The organism is Microlunatus sp. M237 (assembly GCF_056896895.1).
Genome location: NZ_JBXHBL010000003.1, coordinates 950,043 through 968,838, shown reverse-complemented (window position 1 = coordinate 968,838; position 18,796 = coordinate 950,043). Strand labels below are relative to the sequence as shown.

At 71.7% G+C, this 18,796-nt stretch carries 19 protein-coding genes; all 19 read left to right on the top strand.

The window, feature by feature from the left end:
• Positions 1-47: 47 nt before the first annotated feature.
• The 19 genes from AC1XX3_RS15530 to AC1XX3_RS15440 all read left to right on the top strand — a co-directional run bounded on the left by AC1XX3_RS15530 (position 48) and on the right by AC1XX3_RS15440 (position 18,782).
• Entirely contained in the window at positions 48-590 is a 543-nt protein-coding gene (locus AC1XX3_RS15530) for a phasin family protein (RefSeq protein ID WP_483322033.1), read from the top strand.
• Complete coding sequence (locus tag AC1XX3_RS15525) at positions 583-759, top strand: hypothetical protein (protein ID WP_483322032.1); 177 nt, start codon at positions 583-585, stop codon at positions 757-759. Before AC1XX3_RS15530 ends, AC1XX3_RS15525 begins: the two co-directional genes overlap by 8 nt.
• A 59-nt stretch (positions 760-818) precedes the next feature.
• Positions 819-1,598: a TlyA family RNA methyltransferase gene (locus tag AC1XX3_RS15520; protein ID WP_483322031.1), complete on the top strand. Its 780-nt coding sequence runs from the start codon at positions 819-821 to the stop codon at positions 1,596-1,598.
• A 92-nt stretch (positions 1,599-1,690) separates the two neighbouring features.
• Positions 1,691-2,650: an NAD kinase gene (locus AC1XX3_RS15515; RefSeq protein WP_483322030.1), complete on the top strand. Its 960-nt coding sequence runs from the start codon at positions 1,691-1,693 to the stop codon at positions 2,648-2,650.
• Positions 2,647-4,401, top strand: a complete 1,755-nt coding sequence (gene recN, locus AC1XX3_RS15510; RefSeq protein WP_483322029.1) for a DNA repair protein RecN — start codon at positions 2,647-2,649, stop codon at positions 4,399-4,401. Before AC1XX3_RS15515 ends, recN begins: the two co-directional genes overlap by 4 nt.
• 126 nt (positions 4,402-4,527) lie before the next feature.
• Positions 4,528-5,706 carry a putative cytokinetic ring protein SteA gene (gene steA / locus AC1XX3_RS15505; RefSeq protein ID WP_483322028.1) on the top strand — a complete coding sequence of 393 codons (1,179 nt, stop codon included), beginning with the start codon at positions 4,528-4,530 and terminating at the stop codon, positions 5,704-5,706.
• Complete coding sequence (locus AC1XX3_RS15500; protein ID WP_483322027.1) at positions 5,703-6,629, top strand: copper transporter; 927 nt, start codon at positions 5,703-5,705, stop codon at positions 6,627-6,629. Before steA ends, AC1XX3_RS15500 begins: the two co-directional genes overlap by 4 nt.
• Positions 6,630-7,517, top strand: a complete 888-nt coding sequence (locus AC1XX3_RS15495; protein ID WP_483322026.1) for a hypothetical protein — start codon at positions 6,630-6,632, stop codon at positions 7,515-7,517.
• Positions 7,514-9,142, top strand: a complete 1,629-nt coding sequence (gene murJ, locus AC1XX3_RS15490) for a murein biosynthesis integral membrane protein MurJ (RefSeq protein ID WP_483322025.1) — start codon at positions 7,514-7,516, stop codon at positions 9,140-9,142. Before AC1XX3_RS15495 ends, murJ begins: the two co-directional genes overlap by 4 nt.
• Positions 9,139-10,251, top strand: coding sequence for a glycosyltransferase family 4 protein (locus tag AC1XX3_RS15485; protein ID WP_483322024.1), 1,113 nt, complete (start codon positions 9,139-9,141; stop codon positions 10,249-10,251). The genes murJ and AC1XX3_RS15485 overlap by 4 nt, the downstream gene beginning before the upstream one ends.
• A gap of 34 nt (positions 10,252-10,285) precedes the next feature.
• Positions 10,286-11,956 carry a CTP synthase gene (locus tag AC1XX3_RS15480; RefSeq protein ID WP_483322023.1) on the top strand — a complete coding sequence of 557 codons (1,671 nt, stop codon included), beginning with the start codon at positions 10,286-10,288 and terminating at the stop codon, positions 11,954-11,956.
• Entirely contained in the window at positions 11,953-12,621 is a 669-nt protein-coding gene (locus AC1XX3_RS15475) for an NUDIX domain-containing protein (RefSeq protein ID WP_483322022.1), read from the top strand. Before AC1XX3_RS15480 ends, AC1XX3_RS15475 begins: the two co-directional genes overlap by 4 nt.
• Before the next feature lie 96 nt (positions 12,622-12,717).
• Positions 12,718-13,833 (top strand): alanine dehydrogenase, encoded by a 1,116-nt coding sequence (gene ald / locus AC1XX3_RS15470; RefSeq protein WP_483322021.1) that lies wholly within the window; start codon positions 12,718-12,720, stop codon positions 13,831-13,833.
• Positions 13,830-14,798, top strand: coding sequence for a tyrosine recombinase (locus AC1XX3_RS15465; RefSeq protein ID WP_483322125.1), 969 nt, complete (start codon positions 13,830-13,832; stop codon positions 14,796-14,798). The genes ald and AC1XX3_RS15465 overlap by 4 nt, the downstream gene beginning before the upstream one ends.
• A gap of 176 nt (positions 14,799-14,974) precedes the next feature.
• Positions 14,975-15,859, top strand: coding sequence for a ParA family protein (locus AC1XX3_RS15460; RefSeq protein ID WP_483322124.1), 885 nt, complete (start codon positions 14,975-14,977; stop codon positions 15,857-15,859).
• Positions 15,844-16,266, top strand: a complete 423-nt coding sequence (locus AC1XX3_RS15455) for a hypothetical protein (RefSeq protein ID WP_483322020.1) — start codon at positions 15,844-15,846, stop codon at positions 16,264-16,266. The genes AC1XX3_RS15460 and AC1XX3_RS15455 overlap by 16 nt, the downstream gene beginning before the upstream one ends.
• A gap of 38 nt (positions 16,267-16,304) precedes the next feature.
• Positions 16,305-17,234 (top strand): segregation and condensation protein A, encoded by a 930-nt coding sequence (locus tag AC1XX3_RS15450; RefSeq protein ID WP_483322123.1) that lies wholly within the window; start codon positions 16,305-16,307, stop codon positions 17,232-17,234.
• Positions 17,227-18,033, top strand: coding sequence for an SMC-Scp complex subunit ScpB (scpB, locus tag AC1XX3_RS15445; protein ID WP_483322019.1), 807 nt, complete (start codon positions 17,227-17,229; stop codon positions 18,031-18,033). Before AC1XX3_RS15450 ends, scpB begins: the two co-directional genes overlap by 8 nt.
• Complete coding sequence (locus AC1XX3_RS15440) at positions 18,030-18,782, top strand: pseudouridine synthase (protein WP_483322018.1); 753 nt, start codon at positions 18,030-18,032, stop codon at positions 18,780-18,782. The genes scpB and AC1XX3_RS15440 overlap by 4 nt, the downstream gene beginning before the upstream one ends.
• Positions 18,783-18,796: the final 14 nt, after the last annotated feature.

Sequence of the window (18,796 nt, the reverse complement as noted above, 5' to 3'; positions counted from 1 at the left end):
CGTTGGGGCCGTCCGCAGCAGATCCACCTACTCGAAAGGCGATCCCCGTGGTAGCAGAGGTAGTCCAGAACTATGTGGACGTGGTCAGCGGCCTGTCCAAGATGACCCGGGCGAAGGCCACGAACGCGGCCAAGCTGCTGCTGGCGCAGGCCGGGCTGGACGACGTCGCCGCCGACGCATCGGAGCGGGTGGGCAAGCTGGCTGAGGAGATCCTCGCGGCCAGCCGTGCCAACCGCGAGCTGCTGGAGCACACCGTCAGCGCGGAGATCGACAAGGCGGCGACGCGGTGGGGCTTCGCCCGCGCCGACGATCTGGAGGCCCTGCGCGACGAGGTCGCCACCCTGCGCGCCACGGTGGCCCGGATCGCTGCGGCCGCCGAGAGCGGACCGGAGGCGTCCGCGGCCCCGAGGCCCGCCCGCAAGGCCGCCGGCGCCAAGACCACCGCGGCGAAGAAGTCGCCGGCCGGCAAGACCCCGGCCGCAGCCAAGAAGACCCCGGCGGCAGCTACGAAGAAGACAGCGACCGCCAAGAAGACGCCGGCCAAACGGGCCGCGGCGAAGAAGAGCACCACCGGTACGCCCGGTGAGTGAGCCAGCCACCGAACCGACGCCGTCCCCGGTCACCGGATCGGTGGAGATCGACCGCGCCACCGCGACGCTGGCCGACCTCGACACGGTCGACGTGACCGAGCACCACGACCGGCTGACCCGGGTGCACGAGGTGCTGCACCAGGCACTGCACCCCGACGCACGCCCCTGACAGATCACGACCCGGCCCCCGGGCCACACCTGATCACTCGCTCGGATGGGGGAAGAACGTTGCGCTTGGACCGTGCACTGGTCGACCGCGGCCTGGCCCGGTCCCGTAGCCACGCCCAGTCGCTGGTCAACGCCGGGTTGGTCCAGGTCGACGGCCGGGTGGTCGGGCGGTGCGCGGCTCAGGTGGAGGACCACCACCTGTTGTCGGTGGAGGCCGACCATTACGTGTCCCGGGCGGCGCACAAGCTGCTCGGTGCCCTGGACGAGCTGGGCCTGTCGACGGCCGGCCGGGCTCTGGACGCCGGTGCCTCGACGGGTGGGTTCAGCCAGGTCCTGCTGGAGCGGGGCTGTGACCCGGTGTATGCCGTCGATGTGGGCCACGGCCAGCTCGCCCCGACGATCCGCGACGACGCGCGGGTGGTCGTGCGGGAGCGGACCAACCTGCGTGACCTCCGGCTGGAGCACCTGGACGGCGTGCCGGTGGACGTGGTCGTCGCCGACGTCTCCTTCATCTCGCTGGTGCTGCTGGTGGAGCCCCTGACCTCGGTGCTGCGGCCCGACGGGTGGCTGCTGGCGATGATCAAGCCCCAGTTCGAGGTCGGGCGCGAGCAGCTGGGCAAGAACGGCGTCGTCCGCTCTGCAGACCTGCACCGCCAAGCCATCGAGGGGGTGGTCTCGGCGGCGCAGACCACGGGCTGGCACCCGCAGTCGGTGCTGCCGAGCCGGCTGCCCGGTCCCACCGGCAATGTCGAGTACTTCGCCCACCTCACCCGTGGCCCGGCCGCCGCGGACCTCGACCTGGACCGGGTCGTCCAGATCGGTACGTCGCTCGTGGCCTGAGCGAAGGCCGGTTCACAGGCCCGTCGCCGTCGTCCACACTCGCACCCCCCGCTTCGCGGTCCTGGTCAGGACCGCCGCCTATGCTGTCGCACGTGACCGACCAGACCGCAAGCGCCGATGACGTTCGTCGGGTGGCCGTGCTCACCCACACCGGCCGTCCTCAGGCGGTCGTCGCCGCGGCCCGGCTGGTGGCCGGCCTGGATGCGGCCGGCATCGTGTCGGTGCTCCCGCCCGAGGACAGCGCCGACATGGCGGACAGCCTGGTCGGGCGGGTGGTCGACCTGGTCGCCCCCGGCAACGGTGGCCTGACGGTGGCCGACTGCGAGCTGGTGGTGGTGCTCGGCGGCGACGGCACGATCCTGCGCAGCGCCGAGTGGGTGCTGGGCACCGATGTCCCGCTGCTGGGGGTCAACCTGGGGCATGTGGGCTTCCTGGCCGAGGCCGAGTCGTCAGAGATCGACAGCATCGTCGAGCACGTCGTCTGCCGGTCCTACGCGGTGGAGGAGCGGTTCACCATCGACGTCACCCTGCGTGACGGCGCCGAGGTCATCTGGTCGTCGTTCGCCATCAACGAGGTGTCGATCGAGAAGGCGGCCCGCGAGCGGATGCTTGAGGTCGTGGTGGAGGTCGACGGCCGACCCTTGTCCCGCTGGGCCTGCGACGGTGTCCTCGTCGCCACCCCGACCGGCTCCACCGCGTACGCCTTCTCGGCCGGCGGCCCCGTCATCTGGCCCGACGTGGAGGCCCTGCTGGTCGTCCCGCTGAGTGCCCATGCCCTGTTCGCCCGTCCGCTGGTGCTCGGCCCGGCATCGACCGTGGTGGTGGAGCTGATCGATGACTCGCAGACCCACGGGATGGTGTGGTGCGACGGCCGCCGTTCGACCGAGCTCCGGGCCGGCATGGAGATCGAGGTGGCACTCGGCGCGCACAAGGTCCGGTTGGCGCGGCTCACCAGCTCGCCGTTCACCGACCGGCTGGTGAACAAGTTCGGGCTGCGGGTCGAAGGCTGGCGCGGCGCGGCCGAGCATCTCCACCGCGAACGGCTGGCATGATCACCGAGCTGCGGATCCGCGACCTCGGGGTGATCAACGAGACCACCCTCGAGCTGGACCCCGGGCTGACTGTGGTGACCGGCGAGACCGGAGCCGGCAAGACCATGATCGTCACCGGGATGGGTCTGCTGCTCGGCGGCCGGGCCGACCCACGGGCGGTGCGTACGGGTGCCGAGCGGGCCAAGGTCGAGGGTCGCTTCTCGCTGCGCGACCCGGCGCTGGTGGCCCGGGTGAGCGAGGTCGGCGCGGAGCTCGACGACGACGAGCTGCTGATCGCCCGCCACCTGACCGCGGCCGGCCGTTCGCGGGCGTACCTCGGGGGTGCGCAGGTGCCGGCGACGGTGTGCGCCGACGTCGCCGCCGACCTGATCACCATCCACGGCCAGTCCGAGCAGCTCCGCCTGGGCCGGCCCGAGCGCCAGCGCGAGATCCTCGACAGCTACGCCGGTGCGAGTTTGCTGACCGAGCTGGAGCAGTATCGGAAGGGGTATGCCGAGCGGCGCCGGGTGGGCGCCGAGCTGGCACAGCTGCGCTCGGACGCGCAGGCCCGGGCCCGGGAGATCGACCTGCTGACCTTCGGGCTGGAGGAGATCGCCACGGTCGCGCCCGAGCCGGGGGAGGACGTCGCGCTGGCCGCAGAGGCGACCAAGCTGCAGTCGGTGGACGACCTGCGGCTGTCCGCGCAACGGGCCATGGTGGCGATGGCCGGCGACGACGACGAACCGGGCGGCGCGCTCACCTCTATTGCGGTGGCCCGCAAGGCCGTCGAGCAGGTGGCCGGGGCCGATCCCGGTGCGGAGGAGCTGCGCCGCCGGGTGACGGAGGCGAACTATCTGCTCACCGATCTCGCCGGCGACCTGGCGCGCTATCTCGATGATCTCGACGTCGAACCGGGCCGGCTGGAGTGGATCGCCCAGCGGCGGTCGGCGCTGGCCGGTCTGACCCGCAAGTACGGCGAGACCTGCGACGAGGTGCTGGCCTGGGCACAGGTCTCGGCCGCTCGGCTCAGCAGTCTCGAGTCGGGCGACGACACCATCGCGGAGCTGACTGAGCGGCTCGCTGTGCTGGATACCGAGCTGACCGCGGGCGCCGGGCGGATCACCGCGATGCGCCGCGCGGCGGCTGACGGGTTCGCCGCGGAGGTGCTGGACGAGCTGTCCGCCCTGGCCATGCCGCATGCCCGGCTGGTCTTCGAGCTGTCACCGGTGGAGCTCGGTCCGCACGGTGCCGACCAGGTCGACCTGCTGTTCAGCGCCAACCCCGGCAGTGAGCCTCGCAGCCTGGCCAAGGTGGCCTCGGGTGGCGAGCTGTCGCGGGTACGGCTGGCGCTGGAGGTCATCCTCGCCCGCGGCCAGGAGGGTCAGACCTTCGTCTTCGACGAGGTCGATGCCGGCGTCGGTGGCAAGGTGGCGGTGGAGATCGGTCGCCGGCTCGCCACCTTGGCCAAGCACGCCCAGGTGGTGGTGGTCACCCACCTGGCCCAGGTCGCCGCCTTCGCCGACAAGCACTACGTGGTGGTGAAGTCCGACGACGGCCAGGTCACCACCTCCGGGGTGGTCGCGGTCGCCGACGACCAGCGGGCGGCCGAGCTGGCCCGGATGATGGCGGGCCTCGACACCACCGATACCGCCTTGGCGCACGCCGGGGAGCTGGTCGAGATGGCCGCGGCGTCTCGTCGCCCGGTGACCGCGCCGGGGCGACCGGTCCGCGCGCGTCGGACGCCGTCGGGCGGCTCGCGGCGCGCCGGCTGAGCTTCGCTCGGCCACTCCCGGGCACGACGGTGCGCCCGCTGGAGGCCGAACCGGCTGTTCGGTGCTGCGGCACGGCAGGTCGGTCGGAGTGCCGGCTGCGCGCTGCGTGCGAGGATTGGTCCCGAAATGAGACTCCCCACCCTGCGCCGCCGGCGCGCCAGCACCGAGATCGGTGGTGTGCTGCGCCTGGATCGCCGTACCAAGAACCTCACCAAGCGGCTGCGGCCGGGGGAGATCGCCCTCATCCATCACTCCGACCTGGACCGGGTCAGCGCCGAGGCCCTGGTGCTGACCGGGGTCAGCGCGGTGGTCAACGCGGTGCCGTCGGTGTCCGGACGCTATCCCAACCTGGGACCCAGCATCTTGTTGGACGCCGGCATCGCCTTGATCGACGACGTCGGTGAGCGGGCGTTCGAGGAGCTGCACGAGGGCGACCGGGTGACCGTCGACGGCGGGCGGCTGCTGGACAACGAGGGTGCGCTGGTGGTGCAGGGCACCTTGATGACCACCGACCTGCTGGAGCAGCATCTGGAGGATGCCCGGGCGGGGCTGTCGGACCAGATCGAGGCCTTCGCCGACAACACGATGGAATACCTGCGGCAGGAGAAGGAGCTGCTGCTTGAGGGAGTCGGTGTCCCCGACGTGCGTACGGTGATCGAGGGCCGACACGTGCTCATCGTCGTCCGCGGCTACGACTACCGCTCCGACCTGGATGCCCTGCGGCCCTACATCTCCGAGTACAAGCCACTGCTGATGGGTGTCGACGGTGGCGCAGACGCTCTGATCGAGGCAGGCTACAAGCCGGACATGATCATCGGCGACATGGACTCCTGCTCCGACGCCACGCTGAAGTGCGGCGCCGAGCTGGTGGTGCACGCCTACCGGGACGGGCGTGCACCCGGGATCGAACGGGTCGAGGCACTCGGCCTGACAGCCGTCGTGTTCCCGGCGCTGGGGACCAGCGAGGACGCCGCGATGCTGCTGGCCGACTCGAAGGGCGCACGGTTGCTCGTCGCCGTGGGAACTCATGCCTCCCTGGTGGAGTTCTTGGACAAGGGACGCTCCGGCATGGCGTCGACCTTCCTGACCCGGCTGCGCGTCGGGCCCAAGCTGGTCGATGCCAAGGGAGTCTCGCGGATCTATCGGAGCCAGATCAAGAGCTGGCACCTGGTGATGCTGGTGCTCTCCGGGCTGCTGGCGCTGACCACGGCGATGGCGTTCACCGATCTCGGCGGTGCGGTCGGGAGCCTGATCGCCGCCCGGGTGGGCGACTTGTTCTACTGGATAAAGGAACTATTCTCTTGATCAACTTCCGTTACCACATCGTCTCCTTGATGGCGGTCTTCCTGGCCCTGTCGATGGGGATCGTGCTCGGCGTGACGTTCGCTGATCCCGTCAACGAGGGGATCCTGGCCCAGGCCGAGCAGGACCGCAAGCAGGTGCAGGACCTGCGCAGCCAGCTGGACTCGGTCAACGCCTTGGACGACTACCGTGACGCCTGGTCCGAACGCGCCGGCACGCTGATCACCGCCGGGGCACTGGCCGAGCGGCGGGTCGCCATCGTCACCATGCCGGACGCGCCGGCGCCCGTCACCGCCGCCATCACCAAGGCGGTCCGCGACTCCGGTGGCACGGTGACCAGCACGGCCAAGATCGACGACTCCGCGTTCGACGGCAGCCGTGACACCGAGCTGATCGAGGCACTCGAGCCCTACCGGGCCCGGCTCGAGCTGACCGACTCCACCACCGCCCCGGCGGTCTTCGGCAAGGCCCTCGGCCGGGTCATCGCCGACCAGATGCTGACGGACCGCGACAGCGAGATCGACGGCCTCTACGACGCCCTGGCCGGTACCGGCATGGTGGCGGTCGACTATGACTCGACGGCCCAGGCGCAGCTGGTCATCATCGTCACCGCCGTGGCCGCCGAGACGCGCCCGGCGCCCGAGCTGACCGCCGCGCATGTGCAGGCGCAGCTGGCACTGAACGGCTACGCCACCGGCGTCGTGCTGGCCGGCCCCAACAGCACTGGTCTGGAGGGCACCGACGTGATGGCGGCCCGCAACGACGCCACCGCGGTGGAGGAGCTCAGCACCGTCGACGTGGCTGATCTGCCGAGTGGGGTGACCACCGTGGTGCTCGCCGGCCAGGAGCAGCTGCTCGGCCGGCAGGGCAACTACGGTGCGCTGACCAAGGCGGACTCGCCCGCGCCGACCCTGCCGGTGCGCTAGATGCGCCGGTCCGAATCGCCCCGGCGGCGGGTGCCGGCCCCGGTGGCGGCGGCGCTGACCTCGGCGGCGCTGGCGGTCCTCGGGCAGCGGTTCGTCGCTCCCTGCCGGGCGGTCCCTGCGGCGGCCGCGGACACCCGAGCGAGCTGGCGGTCCCGCTGGCAGCGCACCAACCATGCCGGCGCACCGGTGACCCTGCTCGAGGGTCCGGTGGCGGTCGGAGCTGCCCTCGGTGGTCTGCTGGCTGGACCGTTCGACCACCGCGCCGCCGCCACCGCGCTCGCCGTCGCCGGGTCCGGACTGGTCGGGGCCTACGACGACCTGTGCGGCTCCAGCGCGGCCAAGGGGTTTCGCGGACACCTGCGGGCGCTGCGTTCGGGTGAGGTGACCAGTGGTCTGGTCAAGATCGCCGGCGTGGGCGCCAGCGCCGCCGCCGCCGCTCTGGTGCTCGACCGGGGCCGCACCTCGGGGACGGCGGCCGGCCGGTTGCTGGACCTCGGGGTCGACACCGCACTGGTCGCCGGTACCGCGAACCTGGTCAACCTCTGCGACCTGCGACCTGGCCGGGCCGCCAAGGTGGTCACGCTGCTCGGGCTGCCGTTGGTGGGCTCGGGCTCGGCGGCCGTCGTGGGTGCCGCGATGGGCTCGCTGCCGGCCGACCTGGCCGGCCGCGCCATGCTCGGCGACTGCGGCGCCAATGCCTTGGGAGCGGGGGTGGCGGTGGCTGCGGCCGGTGGCTGGCCGCGCTGGGCTCGGCTGCTGGGCCTGTCCGGGGTGGTCGCCCTCAACCTGGCCAGCGAGCGGGTCAGCTTCTCCGCCGTGATCGATGGTTCGCCGGTGCTGCGGAGCGTCGACAGCTGGGGCCGGTCCGCACCGCGGATGTCTCGATGAGCCTGGGCCCCGGTGGCCGGCTCGGGTCGGTGGCCCTGGGCGTAGCCGGACTCACCCTGGCGGCCCGGATCGTCGGGTTCGGTCGCTCCGTCGTGTTCTCCAAGACCGTCGGTGACAGCTGCCTCGGCGACGTCTACAACGCGGCCAACCAGCTGCCCAACATCCTGTTCGAGGTGGTGGCCGGCGGTGTGCTGGCGGGTGTGGTGATCCCGGTGGTGGCCCGCCACGTCGGCGGCGGCCGCACCGCTGCCGCCACCCGCACCAGCTCGGCCCTGATCACCTGGACGCTCCTGGTCCTCACCCCGGTGGTGGCGCTGGTCCTGCTGGGAGCCGGCCGCTACGGCGACGTGTTCGCCGCCCCGAGCTGTCGGGGCGGCGCCGACACCCTGGCCGCGTTGCTCGTCATGTTCGCGCCGCAGATCTGGTTCTACGGGTTGGCGGTGGTGAGCGCCGGCGTGCTGCAGGCCCACCACCGGTTCCTGGCCGCGGCCACAGCGCCGCTGCTGTCCAGCGTCGTCGTCATCACCGCCTACCTCAGCTTTGCGGCTCTGGTCCCGGCCGGCGCCGTCGACGACCCGGCCGCAGTGCCCGGCCGGGCGGTGGCCGTCCTCGGCTGGGGGACCACCGCCGGTGTGGCCGTGCTGGCGCTGTGCACGCTGGTGCCACTGGCCCGGCTCGGACTCTCCCTGCGGCCGCGGCTGCGGTTCGCCGCCGGTGACAGCCCGGTGTTGCTCCAGATCGCCGCGGCCGGCGTCGCCGGCCTGATCGTCCAGCAGGCCAGCCAGCTGCTGACCATCTGGGCCGCCCGGTCCACCGACGACCCCGGAGCCCTGACCCGGATCACCTGGGCCAACGCCATCTACCTGCTGCCGTACGCGGTCCTGGTGGCCCCGCTGCTGCAGCTGGCCTTCCCTCGGCTCAGCGCGGCCGCGGAGCGGGGACCCGACCACCTGGCCGGGGTGCTCCGCAGCGTCGGACCTCTGGTCGTGGTGCTGGCCGGGCTCGGGTCCGCGCTGCTGGCCGGCACTGCCGTTCCGGTGGCGCGGGTGTTCGTGCTCGGGCCGGGCTCGGGGCGTACGGCGGCGCTGTCCGACCCGATCACCGCCTTCGCCCCCGCCGTCCTCGGGTTCGCCCTGCTGGGGTTGGCCAGTCGCGCCCTGCTCGCCGCCCATCTGGCCCGCGACAGTGGCATCGCCACCGTGGTGGCTTGGGGGACCGTCCTCGCCGGGGTGGCGGCCAGCCTGCTGCTGCCCGCTGACCGGGTGGTGGTCGCGGTGGCCGCCGCGATGTCGCTCGGCATGGTGGTGGGCGCTGTCACCGGCTGGGCACTGCTCGGCCGCTCGGTGCTGGCCGGCCGCTCGGGCACCCTGAGCCGTGCGTTGCGGCGGCCGTTGCTGGTCAGTGTGGGTGCCGCCCTGGTCGCCGGTGGCCTGGTGGGGTGGGGCTCGTCGCTGCTGGCCGAAGCCACGCTGACCGCTGCGCTGCTCGGCGCGGTGGTCTGCGGGCTGGCGGTGACCGCGGTGTACGTGCTGGTCGTGGCAGTGGGAGACCGCCGGCTGCTGGCGGAGATCTGGGCGCTGCGCCGGGGGATGGTCAGCCCCGACGCAGAGAGGACCCCGTCGTGAGAGTCGTGCAGCTGCTGACAGCCAGCACCGGCGGCATCGGACGGCACGTGGCCAGCCTGGTGCCCCGGCTGGTGGCTCGCGGGCACACGGTCGACATCCTCTGTCCGGAGCTGACCCGTCGGGCCCAGCGGTTCGACGGTCCGGACTTCGCCGACCCCGGTATCCGGGTCCGACCGCTTCGTCGGCTGCTCAGCGCGCGGCGGGCCGACGTCGTGCACGCCCACGGCTACAAGGCCGGGTTGCTCGCGGTCCTCGTCTGCGCCGGCGGCGGGCCGCCGGTGGTCGTCAGCTGGCACAACGCGATCCTGCCGCCCCCGGCGGAGAAAGCTGCCACGCCCGGCAAGGTCGGTCTCCGCCCGTCCGTCGCCTCCTGGCTGGCGCTCCGCGGTCAGCGCTATCTCGCCCGGCGGGCTGCGGTGACCCTCGGGGCCAGCAGCGACCTGGTCGCCGTGGCCCGCTCGCTCGGGGCCCGGACGGCCCGGCTGGGGCCGGTCGCCGCCCCCGAGCTCGCCCCGTCAGGTGCGGACGTGGCCGCGACGCGCCGCAGCCTCGGCGTGGCTGAGGACCAGGTGCTGGTCCTGACCGTCAGTCGGCTCGCGCCGCAGAAGAACCTCGACCTGGTGCTCGAGGTGGCGGCGGCGCTGCGGCACCGGCATGACCTCCGGTTCGTCGTGGTCGGCGACGGGCCGCTGCACGAGACGCTGGCGGCCCGGATCGCCGCCGACGCCCTGCCGGTCGACCTCGTCGGCCGCCGCGACGACATGGCTGCGCTGCTCGCCGCGGCGGACGTGGCGCTGCTGACCTCGACCTGGGAAGCGCGCGCCCTGGTGGCCCAAGAAGCCCTGCTGGCCGGCGTTCCGCTGGTCAGCACCCGGGTCGGCGGGATCGAGGAGCTGGTCGGTGATGCCGCGCTGCTGGTGCCGCTCGGGGACGTCGACGCAGCCGCCGCGGCCGTGGCGCGACTGGCCGACGACCCCGTCTCCCGGGAGGCCCTGGCCGCGGCCGGGCGGCGTCAGGCCGCCGGCTGGCCGGACGAGGATGAGGTCGCCGCGGACGTCGAGCAGGCATATCTGGCAGCGCGCGCCACCGTCGACCGCGCGTCCGGGTAGGGGATCGGGTCGATCCGCTATAGGCTGAGAGCCCGTGGGTACTCGCGAGAAAATCACCAAGCATCTGTTCGTCACGGGCGGCGTCGCCTCTTCACTCGGCAAGGGGTTGACGGCCTCGAGTCTCGGCAGTCTCCTGGTGGCTCGTGGTCTCCACGTGACCATGCAGAAGCTGGATCCCTATCTCAATGTGGATCCCGGCACCATGAACCCGTTCCAGCACGGCGAGGTCTTCGTGACCGAGGACGGGGCGGAGACGGACCTCGACGTCGGCCACTATGAGCGCTTCCTCGACGTGAACCTGTCGGCCGAGGCCAACGTCACCACCGGCAAGGTCTATTCCTCGGTGATCGCCAAGGAACGGCGCGGCGACTATCTCGGTGACACGGTGCAGGTCATCCCGCACATCACCAACGAGATCAAGGACGAGATGCTCGCCATGGGCGGCGACGACATCGACGTGGTGATCCACGAGATCGGCGGCACGGTCGGCGACATCGAGTCGCTGCCCTTCCTCGAGGCGGCCCGCCAGGTGCGCCACGACGTCGGCCGGGAGAACGTCTTCTTCCTGCACGTGTCACTGCTGCCCTACATCGGTCCGAGCGGCGAGCTGAAGACCAAGCCGACCCAGCACTCGGTCGCCGCGCTTCGCCAGGTCGGCATCCAGCCGGACGCCATCGTCTGCCGCTCCGACCGGCCCATCCCCGACAACGTCAAGCGCAAGATCTCGCTGATGTGTGACGTCGACACCGAGGCTGTGATCGAGAACACCGACGTGCCCAGCATCTACGACCTGCCGAAGATGCTGCACGAGGAGGGCCTGGACGCGTACGTGGTGCGCCGGCTCGACCTGCGGTTCCGCGACGTCGACTGGACGGTCTGGAACGACCTGCTGGAACGGGTGCACAACCCGAAGGAGGAGGTGACCATCGCCCTGGTCGGCAAGTACGTCGAGCTGCCCGACGCCTATCTATCGGTGGTCGAGGCGCTGCGCGCCGGTGGGTTCGCCAACCACGCCAAGGTGCTGGTGCGCTGGGTGCCCTCGGACGACTGCGAGACCGCAGAAGGCGCCGCCCGCAACCTGCACGACGTCGACGGCATCTGCATCCCGGGTGGATTCGGCATCCGCGGCGTGGAGGGCAAGGTCGGTGCCGTCCGCTACGCCCGCGAGAATGCGGTGCCGATCCTGGGGCTCTGCCTGGGGCTGCAGTGCATGGTGATCGAGGTCGCCCGCGACCTGGCCGGGCTCGAGGGTGCCGACTCCTCGGAGTTCACGCCGAACGCGGCCCACCCGGTGATCGCGACCATGGCCGAGCAGGTGGCCATCCTCGACGGCGGCGACCTCGGCGGATCCATGCGGCTCGGGTCCTATCCGGCCGAGCTGGTGCCCGGTTCCGTGGTGGCCAAGCGGTACGGCTCCACCACCGTGACCGAACGCCACCGGCACCGCTACGAGGTGAACAACGGCTACCGGGCCCAGCTGGAGGAGGCCGGGCTGGTGATCAGCGGCACGTCCCCGGACTCCACCCTGGTCGAGTTCGTCGAGCTGCCGGACGACGTGCACCCCTATTTCGTGGCCACCCAGGCGCACCCCGAGCTGAAGTCGCGTCCGACCAAGCCGCACCCGCTGTTCGCCGGGCTGGTCGAGGCCGCGCTGGACCGCAAGCTGTCCACCCGGTTGCCGGTCGACGTGGGCACCAAGCGATGAAGGTTCTCACACCCGACGAGCTGGTCGACACCGCGATGGGCTGGCCGGTGCTGGTGTCGGAGGACCTCGCCGCCGGCGCGATCACCACCTATGTGGCGGACCGGCTGCTCGGCCCCGACCAGCAGCAGGTCACCCGCCAGTATCTGCGGCATCCCGGTGCTGTCGGGGTGATCGCCTTGGACGACGATCAGCGCCTCGCCCTGGTCCGGCAGTATCGGCATCCGGTGCGGCACAAGCTGGTCGAACCGCCCGCCGGGTTGCTGGACGTCGAGGGGGAGGCGTACGTCCTCGGCGCGCAGCGCGAGCTGGCCGAGGAGGTGGGCCTGGCCGCCGATGACTGGCGGGTGCTGGTCGACGTCTTCAGCTCGCCGGGGATGGCCTCGGAGTCATTGCGGATCTTCCTGGCCCGCGGTCTGCGCCCCGTGGCCGCCCCCGACGGGTTCGTGCTGGCCGGCGAGGAGGCCGACATGGACGTGGTGTGGGCGCCGCTGGCGGATGTGGTCGACGCGGTGCTGGCCGGCCGGCTGCACAACCCGCTGCTGATCAGCGGCGTGCTGGCCACCTGGACCGCACTGCACCGCGGGGGACTGGACGCGCTGCGCCCGGCCGACGCGCCGTGGCCCGCCCGGGAGGCGGAGCGCCGGCTGACCGGCCAGGCCGGCTGAGCGCAGGTCTATGCTCTCGCCATGGCCTCACGGCCGTCGGGCACCGCGTCGGGGCCGGCCTCGGCATGACGAATCGGAAGCGGCGAAGGAGTACGGATGCTGGTAGGAGTTCCGACCGAGGTCAAGAACCACGAGTACCGGGTCGCGATCACCCCGTCCGGCGTGCACGAGCTGAGCCGGCACGGCCACACGGTCCTGGTGCAGAGCGGGGCCGGGCTCGGTTCCGCCATCCGGGACGACGAGTACCTGGCCGCGGGCGCACGGATCGTGGCTGACGCGGACGCCGTCTGGGCTGAGGCCGAGCTGGTGCTCAAGGTGAAGGAGCCGATCGCCGAGGAGTATCCGCGGATGCGCGCCGGCCAGGTCCTGTTCACCTACCTGCACCTTGCTGCCAGCCGTGACTGCACCGACGCGCTGCTGCGGGCCGGCGTCACCGGAGTGGCGTACGAGACCGTGCAGGCCGCGGACGGCTCGCTGCCGCTGCTGGCGCCGATGTCGGAGGTCGCCGGCCGGCTGGCGCCGCAGGTGGGGGCGTACCACCTGATGCGGCAGGGCGGCGGTCGCGGCACGCTGATGGGCGGGGTGCCCGGCGTGCACCCGGCCAAGGTCGTGGTGATCGGAGCCGGGGTGTCGGGCATGAACGCGGCCTCCATCGCGCTCGGCATGCAGGCCCAGGTGCTGCTGTTGGACAAGAACCTGGAGAAGCTGCGGCAGGCCGACCAGATCTATCGTGGTCACCTGCAGACCATCGCCTCGAATGTCTTCGAGCTGGAGCGGGCGGTGCTCGACGCCGATCTGGTGATCGGTGCGGTGCTGGTGCCCGGGGCCAAGGCGCCGACCCTGGTCAGCAACGAGCTGGTCTCGCGGATGCGGTCGGGCAGTGTGCTGGTCGACATCTCGATCGACCAGGGCGGCTGCTTCGAGGACTCGCGGCCGACCACCCACGACGCCCCGACCTACGCCGTGCACGACTCGGTCTTCTACTGCGTGGCCAACATGCCGGGCGCGGTGCCACACACCTCGACCTACGCGCTCACCAACGTGACGCTGCCGTATGCGATGAGTCTGGCCGAGCTCGGCTGGCGGGACGCGCTGCGCGCCGATCCCGCGCTCGCACTCGGGCTGAACACCCACGCCGGCGAGCTGACCTCGGAGCCGGTCGCCACGGCACACGGTCTGCCGCACCGCACCCTGCTCGAGGTGCTGGCCTGACCGCGCTGGCCGGCGTCGTGACGACCTATCTGGACCACCTGAGCGTGGAGCGGGGGGTGTCGCGGCACACGGCATCGGCGTACCGGCGTGACCTGCAGCGCTACGTCGCATTCCTCGCCGACCATGACGTGACCGACATCGACGCCGTCACCCCTGCCCTGGTGGTGGAGTACGCCGTCGCCCTGCGCGAGGGCGTACCGGACCCGGCCGAGCCTGGCCGGTGGCTCCGCCGTCCGCTGGCCAGTGCCAGCGTGGCCCGGGCCGTGGTCGCCGTCCGCAGCCTGCACCGGTTCGCGGTCGAGGAGCAGCTCGCCGTCGCCGACCCGGCCGCCGGGGTGCAGCCGCCGCAGCCACCGCGTCGGCTGCCCAAGGCGCTGGCCCTGGACCAGGTCCAGGCGCTGCTGGCGGTACCGGACGCCGAGACCCCGACCGGGCTGCGTGACCTGGCCCTGCTGGAGCTGCTGTACGGCACCGGTGCCCGGATCTCGGAGCTGACCGTCCTGGACGTCGACGACGTCGCGCGACTCGTGGGTGAGCCCGTCGGCGACGACACCCCGGCGGCGCTGCGGCTGCTGGGCAAGGGCAACAAGGAGCGGATCGTCCCGCTCGGCTCCTACGCGCGTCGCGCGGTCGAGGCGTATCTGGTGCGGGGCCGACCGGTGTTGGCCGAACGCGGGCGGGGGACCCCGGCGCTGTTCCTCAACACCCGGGGCAGTCGGCTGTCGCGGCAGAGCGCCTGGGAGATCCTGCAGACCACCGCCGAGCGGGCCGGGATCGCCGTCGAGGTGTCCCCGCACACACTGCGGCACTCGTTCGCCACCCATCTGCTCGACGGCGGCGCCGACGTGCGCGTGGTGCAGGAGCTGTTGGGTCACGCGTCGGTGACGACGACGCAGATCTACACCCTGGTCACCGTGGACCACCTGCGCGAGGTGTATCTGACGTCCCACCCACGCGCGTACTAGGCTGCGGCGTGACGACCACCGAGATGGTGACCGAAGGAGGAGTACGCGTGGAGAAGGCGCACGAGCCGATCGATGCGGCGGCGGGGGACGCGGGTCCGATGCCGGGCACCGGGATAGAGGCGGACGCTGGCCGCGACTCGCACCAGGACAGCCTGCTGGGCCCGGCCGAGCAGCCGATGGTCCGCAAGCCGCACCCGGCCGCCGCCGTCCAGCCGAACCCGGAGATCGGGCCGACCGGACGACCGTGGCCCGACCTGCCGCCGCCGGCGCCGGTCACCGAGCACGGCCCCGCGATGATCGTGGCGATGTGCAACCAGAAGGGTGGCGTCGGCAAGACGACCAGCACCATCAACCTGGGCGCCGCGCTGGTGGAGACCGGGCGTCGGGTGCTGCTGGTCGACTTCGACCCGCAGGGGTCGCTGTCGGTCGGGCTGGGCGTCAACCCGCACACCCTCGAGGTGAGCATCTACAACCTGTTGCTGGCCCGCGACGTCTCCGTCGACGACGTGATCACCGAGACCAGCGTCGAGGGCCTCGACCTGTTGCCCAGCAACATCGACCTCTCGGCGGCCGAGGTGCAGCTGGTCTCGGAGGTGGCGCGCGAACAGACCCTGCTGCGGGTGCTGGAGAAGGTGCGGTCCCGCTACGACGTCATCCTGATCGACTGCGCGCCGTCCCTGGGACTGCTCACCATCAACGCCCTGACCGCCGCCGACCGGGTGATCATGCCGCTGGAGTGCGAGTTCTTCGCGCTGCGCGGTATCGCCCTGCTGACCGACACCATCGCCAAGGTGCAGGAGCGGCTCAACCCCCAGCTCGAGATCATGGGAATCCTCGGCACCATGTACGACCCGCGGACCCTGCACAGCCGGGAGGTGCTCGAGCGCGTCGTCCAGGCCTTCGGCGAGACCGTCTTCCACACCGTCATCCGGCGGACCGTCAAGTTCCCGGAGACCACCGTGGCCGGCGAGCCGATCACCACCTACGCCAGCTCCTCCCCGGGAGCCGAGGCGTACCGTTCGCTCGCGCGTGAGGTGCTGGCCCGGTGCCGCGTCGGGTGAGCCTGCCGGGTGCATCGGAGCTGTTCCGGTCCACCCACGCCGCCGACGATCTCGTCCGCAACCCCGGACCGACCGCAGAGCCGGTCCCCGTCCATACGGAGCCGGACGCCGGTCCGCAGTCGGTCGACCAGTCCGAGGGGCCGAGTCGTGGCCGGCGCGGTGCTCCGGCGACCGGGTCCGGTCGGGTCCGGCACGACGAGAAGATCACCGTGTACGTCAGCAGCGATGAGCTGCTGGCGCTGGAGCAGGCCAGGCTGACGCTGCGGGCCGAGCACGCCATGGCGGTCGACCGTGGCCGCATCGTCCGCGAAGCCATCGCGGTGGCGCTGGCTGACCTGGCCGAACGCGGTGCGGACTCCGAGCTGGTGCGGCGGCTGTCGCCACCCTCCTCGGCGACCACACCGTGACCGTGTCCTCCGCTGAGGTCGGCACCGTCTCGCCGCTGATGGGCGCCGGCTCGAGCCGCCCGGTGGCCGGCGCCGAGCGGGAGCCGACAGTGCCGTTCAATGTCCATCTGGTCAACTTCGAGGGTCCCTTCGACCTGCTGCTGCAGCTCATCTCCCGGCACAAGATGGACATCACGGAGGTGGCGCTGTCCAAGGTCACCGACGAGTTCATCGCCCACATCAAGGCCGCCGGGGCCGCCTGGGACCTGGACCAGACCAGCCAGTTCGTGCTGGTGGCGGCGACCCTGCTGGACCTGAAGGCAGCCCGGCTGATCCCGTCCGGCGAGGTGGAGGACCCAGAGGACCTCGCGCTGCTGGACGCCCGCGACCTACTGTTCGCCCGGCTGCTGCAGTACCGCGCGTTCAAGGCTGTCGCGGCCTACCTCGGCACTCGGCTGGAGGCGCAGGCGCGCCGCCATCCGCGGCAGGTGGGCCTGGAGCCGCGCTACGCAGCGCTGCTGCCGGAAGTGCGGATCACCCTCACCCCGCAACGGTTCGCGGCGCTGGCTGCCAAGGCGCTGGCGCCCAAGGTCGCCGACGTAGTCTCGCTGGCCCACCTGCACGCACCTGCGGTCAACGTCCGCGACCAGGCCGTGGTCGTGGTGGACAAGCTGCGCCGCCGTGGCTCGCTGACATTCGCCGAGCTGTCCGGTGACTCACCGGACAAGGTGACCACGGTGTGCCGCTTCCTCGCCCTGCTCGAGCTGTTCCGCGAAGGTGCTGTCACCTTCGAGCAGGACACCCCGCTCGGCCGGCTGCTCATCCGCTGGACCGGCTCCGACGACCAGGAGGTCACCATCTCCGACGAGTTCGACCAGACCCCGACCGCAGCGGACCAGAGTCCGGCGGGCCGAAATGAGCCGGAGCAGAGTCCGGCGGGCCACAGCGAGCCGGATCAGCCTCCGGCGGGGCAGGCCCTCGATGACTGAGGACGCCGCCCAGCCGCTGCCAAGCCTGGACACCGCGGCGACGGCCAAGGACATCTCCGGTGCGGTCGAGGCCTTGCTGCTGCTCGCCGAGGACCCGATCAGCGAGGTCAGCCTGGCCCAGGCACTCGACGTACCGGTCGAGGACGTGTCTGCGTGCCTGGCCGAGCTGGTCGCGTTCTATGACGAGACCGGTCGGGGGTTCGAGCTGCGGCATGTGGGCGAGGGCTGGCGCTACTACACCCGCGAGGAGCATGCGGACGTGATCAGCGCCTACGTCCTGGAGGGACAGCAGTCCCGGCTGTCGCAGGCGGCGCTGGAGACCCTGGCCGTGGTGGCGTACCAGCAGCCCATCTCACGGAGCCGGATCGCCGCGATCCGCGGGGTCAGTGTGGACGGCGTCATCCGTACCCTGCTGGCCCGCGGCCTGCTGGAGGAAGCCGGCACCGACGGCGAGTCCGGCGCGATCGTCTTCCGGACCACCAGCTATTTCCTGGAGCGGATGGGGCTGAGCTCGCTGGACGAGCTGCCGGAGCTCGCGCCGCACCTGCCCGAGGTGGACGAGCTGGAGGCCGAGCTCAGCCAGCTCGCGGTGATCGCCGAGGCCGCGCCGGCCCTGCCCACCGACGATGCGGACTCCGAGCAGCCGAGCGACGATGATGGAGGAGCGCCTGGCGCACCCGACGGCTCCAGCGAGCCCGAAGATGCCAGCGAGCCCGGCGACCCCAGCACCACCGACAACCCCAGCACGACCGAACCGCAGATGCGCGCGAGCGCACCAGAGAACGAGGATCCACAATGAGCAGTACCGAGGAGAACGAGACGGGCATCCGGTTGCAGAAGGTGCTCGCGGCGGCGGGCATCGCCTCCCGGCGTGCCAGCGAGAACCTGATCCACGAGGGCCGGGTGGAGGTGAACGGCGCCATCGTCACCGAGCAGGGGCTGCGGGTCGATCCCGAGCGCGATGTCGTCCGGGTGGACGGCTCCCGGATCCCGCCGCCGCGCCGCCACGTCTACGTGGTCTTCAACAAGCCGCGCGGTGTGGTCTCGACCATGGACGACCCCGAGGGGCGCCCGACCCTGGCCGAATATCTGCTGCAGCGCAAGGAGCGGCTCTTCCACGTCGGCCGGCTCGACACCGACACCGAGGGCCTGCTCATCCTGACCAACGACGGGGACTTCGGGCACAAGCTCGCGCACCCGTCGTTCGAGGTCCCCAAGACCTATCTGGCTGAGGTGTCGGGGGTGGTCAACCCGGCCACCATCCGCCGGCTCAAGGCCGGCATCACCTTGGAGGACGGACCGGTGGTGCCGTCGTCGGTCAAGCTGGTCTCGGTCAGCGGCGAACGCAGCATGGTCCGCATCACCTTGCACGAGGGCCGCAACCGGATCGTCCGCCGTACGATGGAAGCGGTTGGTCACCCGGTGCGGCGGCTGTCGAGGATCGGTATCGGCCCGGTCCGCCTGGGTAACCTCAAAGTAGGCACGTTGCGCGACCTCACCTCCGAGGAGCTCGGCGAGCTGCTCGACCTGATCAGCCGGTCGGAGTGACTCCGGGCCCATCG

Bases quoted from the DNA above. Each gene is read 5' to 3' on its own strand.
- recN (WP_483322029.1), top strand. From the start codon at position 2,647: ATGATCACCGAGCTGCGGATCCGCGACCTCGGGGTGATCAACGAGACC.
- steA (WP_483322028.1), top strand. From the start codon at position 4,528: ATGAGACTCCCCACCCTGCGCCGCCGGCGCGCCAGCACCGAGATCGGT.
- AC1XX3_RS15495 (WP_483322026.1), top strand. From the start codon at position 6,630: ATGCGCCGGTCCGAATCGCCCCGGCGGCGGGTGCCGGCCCCGGTGGCG.
- murJ (WP_483322025.1), top strand. From the start codon at position 7,514: ATGAGCCTGGGCCCCGGTGGCCGGCTCGGGTCGGTGGCCCTGGGCGTA.
- AC1XX3_RS15475 (WP_483322022.1), top strand. From the start codon at position 11,953: ATGAAGGTTCTCACACCCGACGAGCTGGTCGACACCGCGATGGGCTGG.
- ald (WP_483322021.1), top strand. From the start codon at position 12,718: ATGCTGGTAGGAGTTCCGACCGAGGTCAAGAACCACGAGTACCGGGTC.
- AC1XX3_RS15460 (WP_483322124.1), top strand. From the start codon at position 14,975: ATGGTCCGCAAGCCGCACCCGGCCGCCGCCGTCCAGCCGAACCCGGAG.
- AC1XX3_RS15450 (WP_483322123.1), top strand. From the start codon at position 16,305: ATGGGCGCCGGCTCGAGCCGCCCGGTGGCCGGCGCCGAGCGGGAGCCG.
- scpB (WP_483322019.1), top strand. From the start codon at position 17,227: ATGACTGAGGACGCCGCCCAGCCGCTGCCAAGCCTGGACACCGCGGCG.
- AC1XX3_RS15440 (WP_483322018.1), top strand. From the start codon at position 18,030: ATGAGCAGTACCGAGGAGAACGAGACGGGCATCCGGTTGCAGAAGGTG.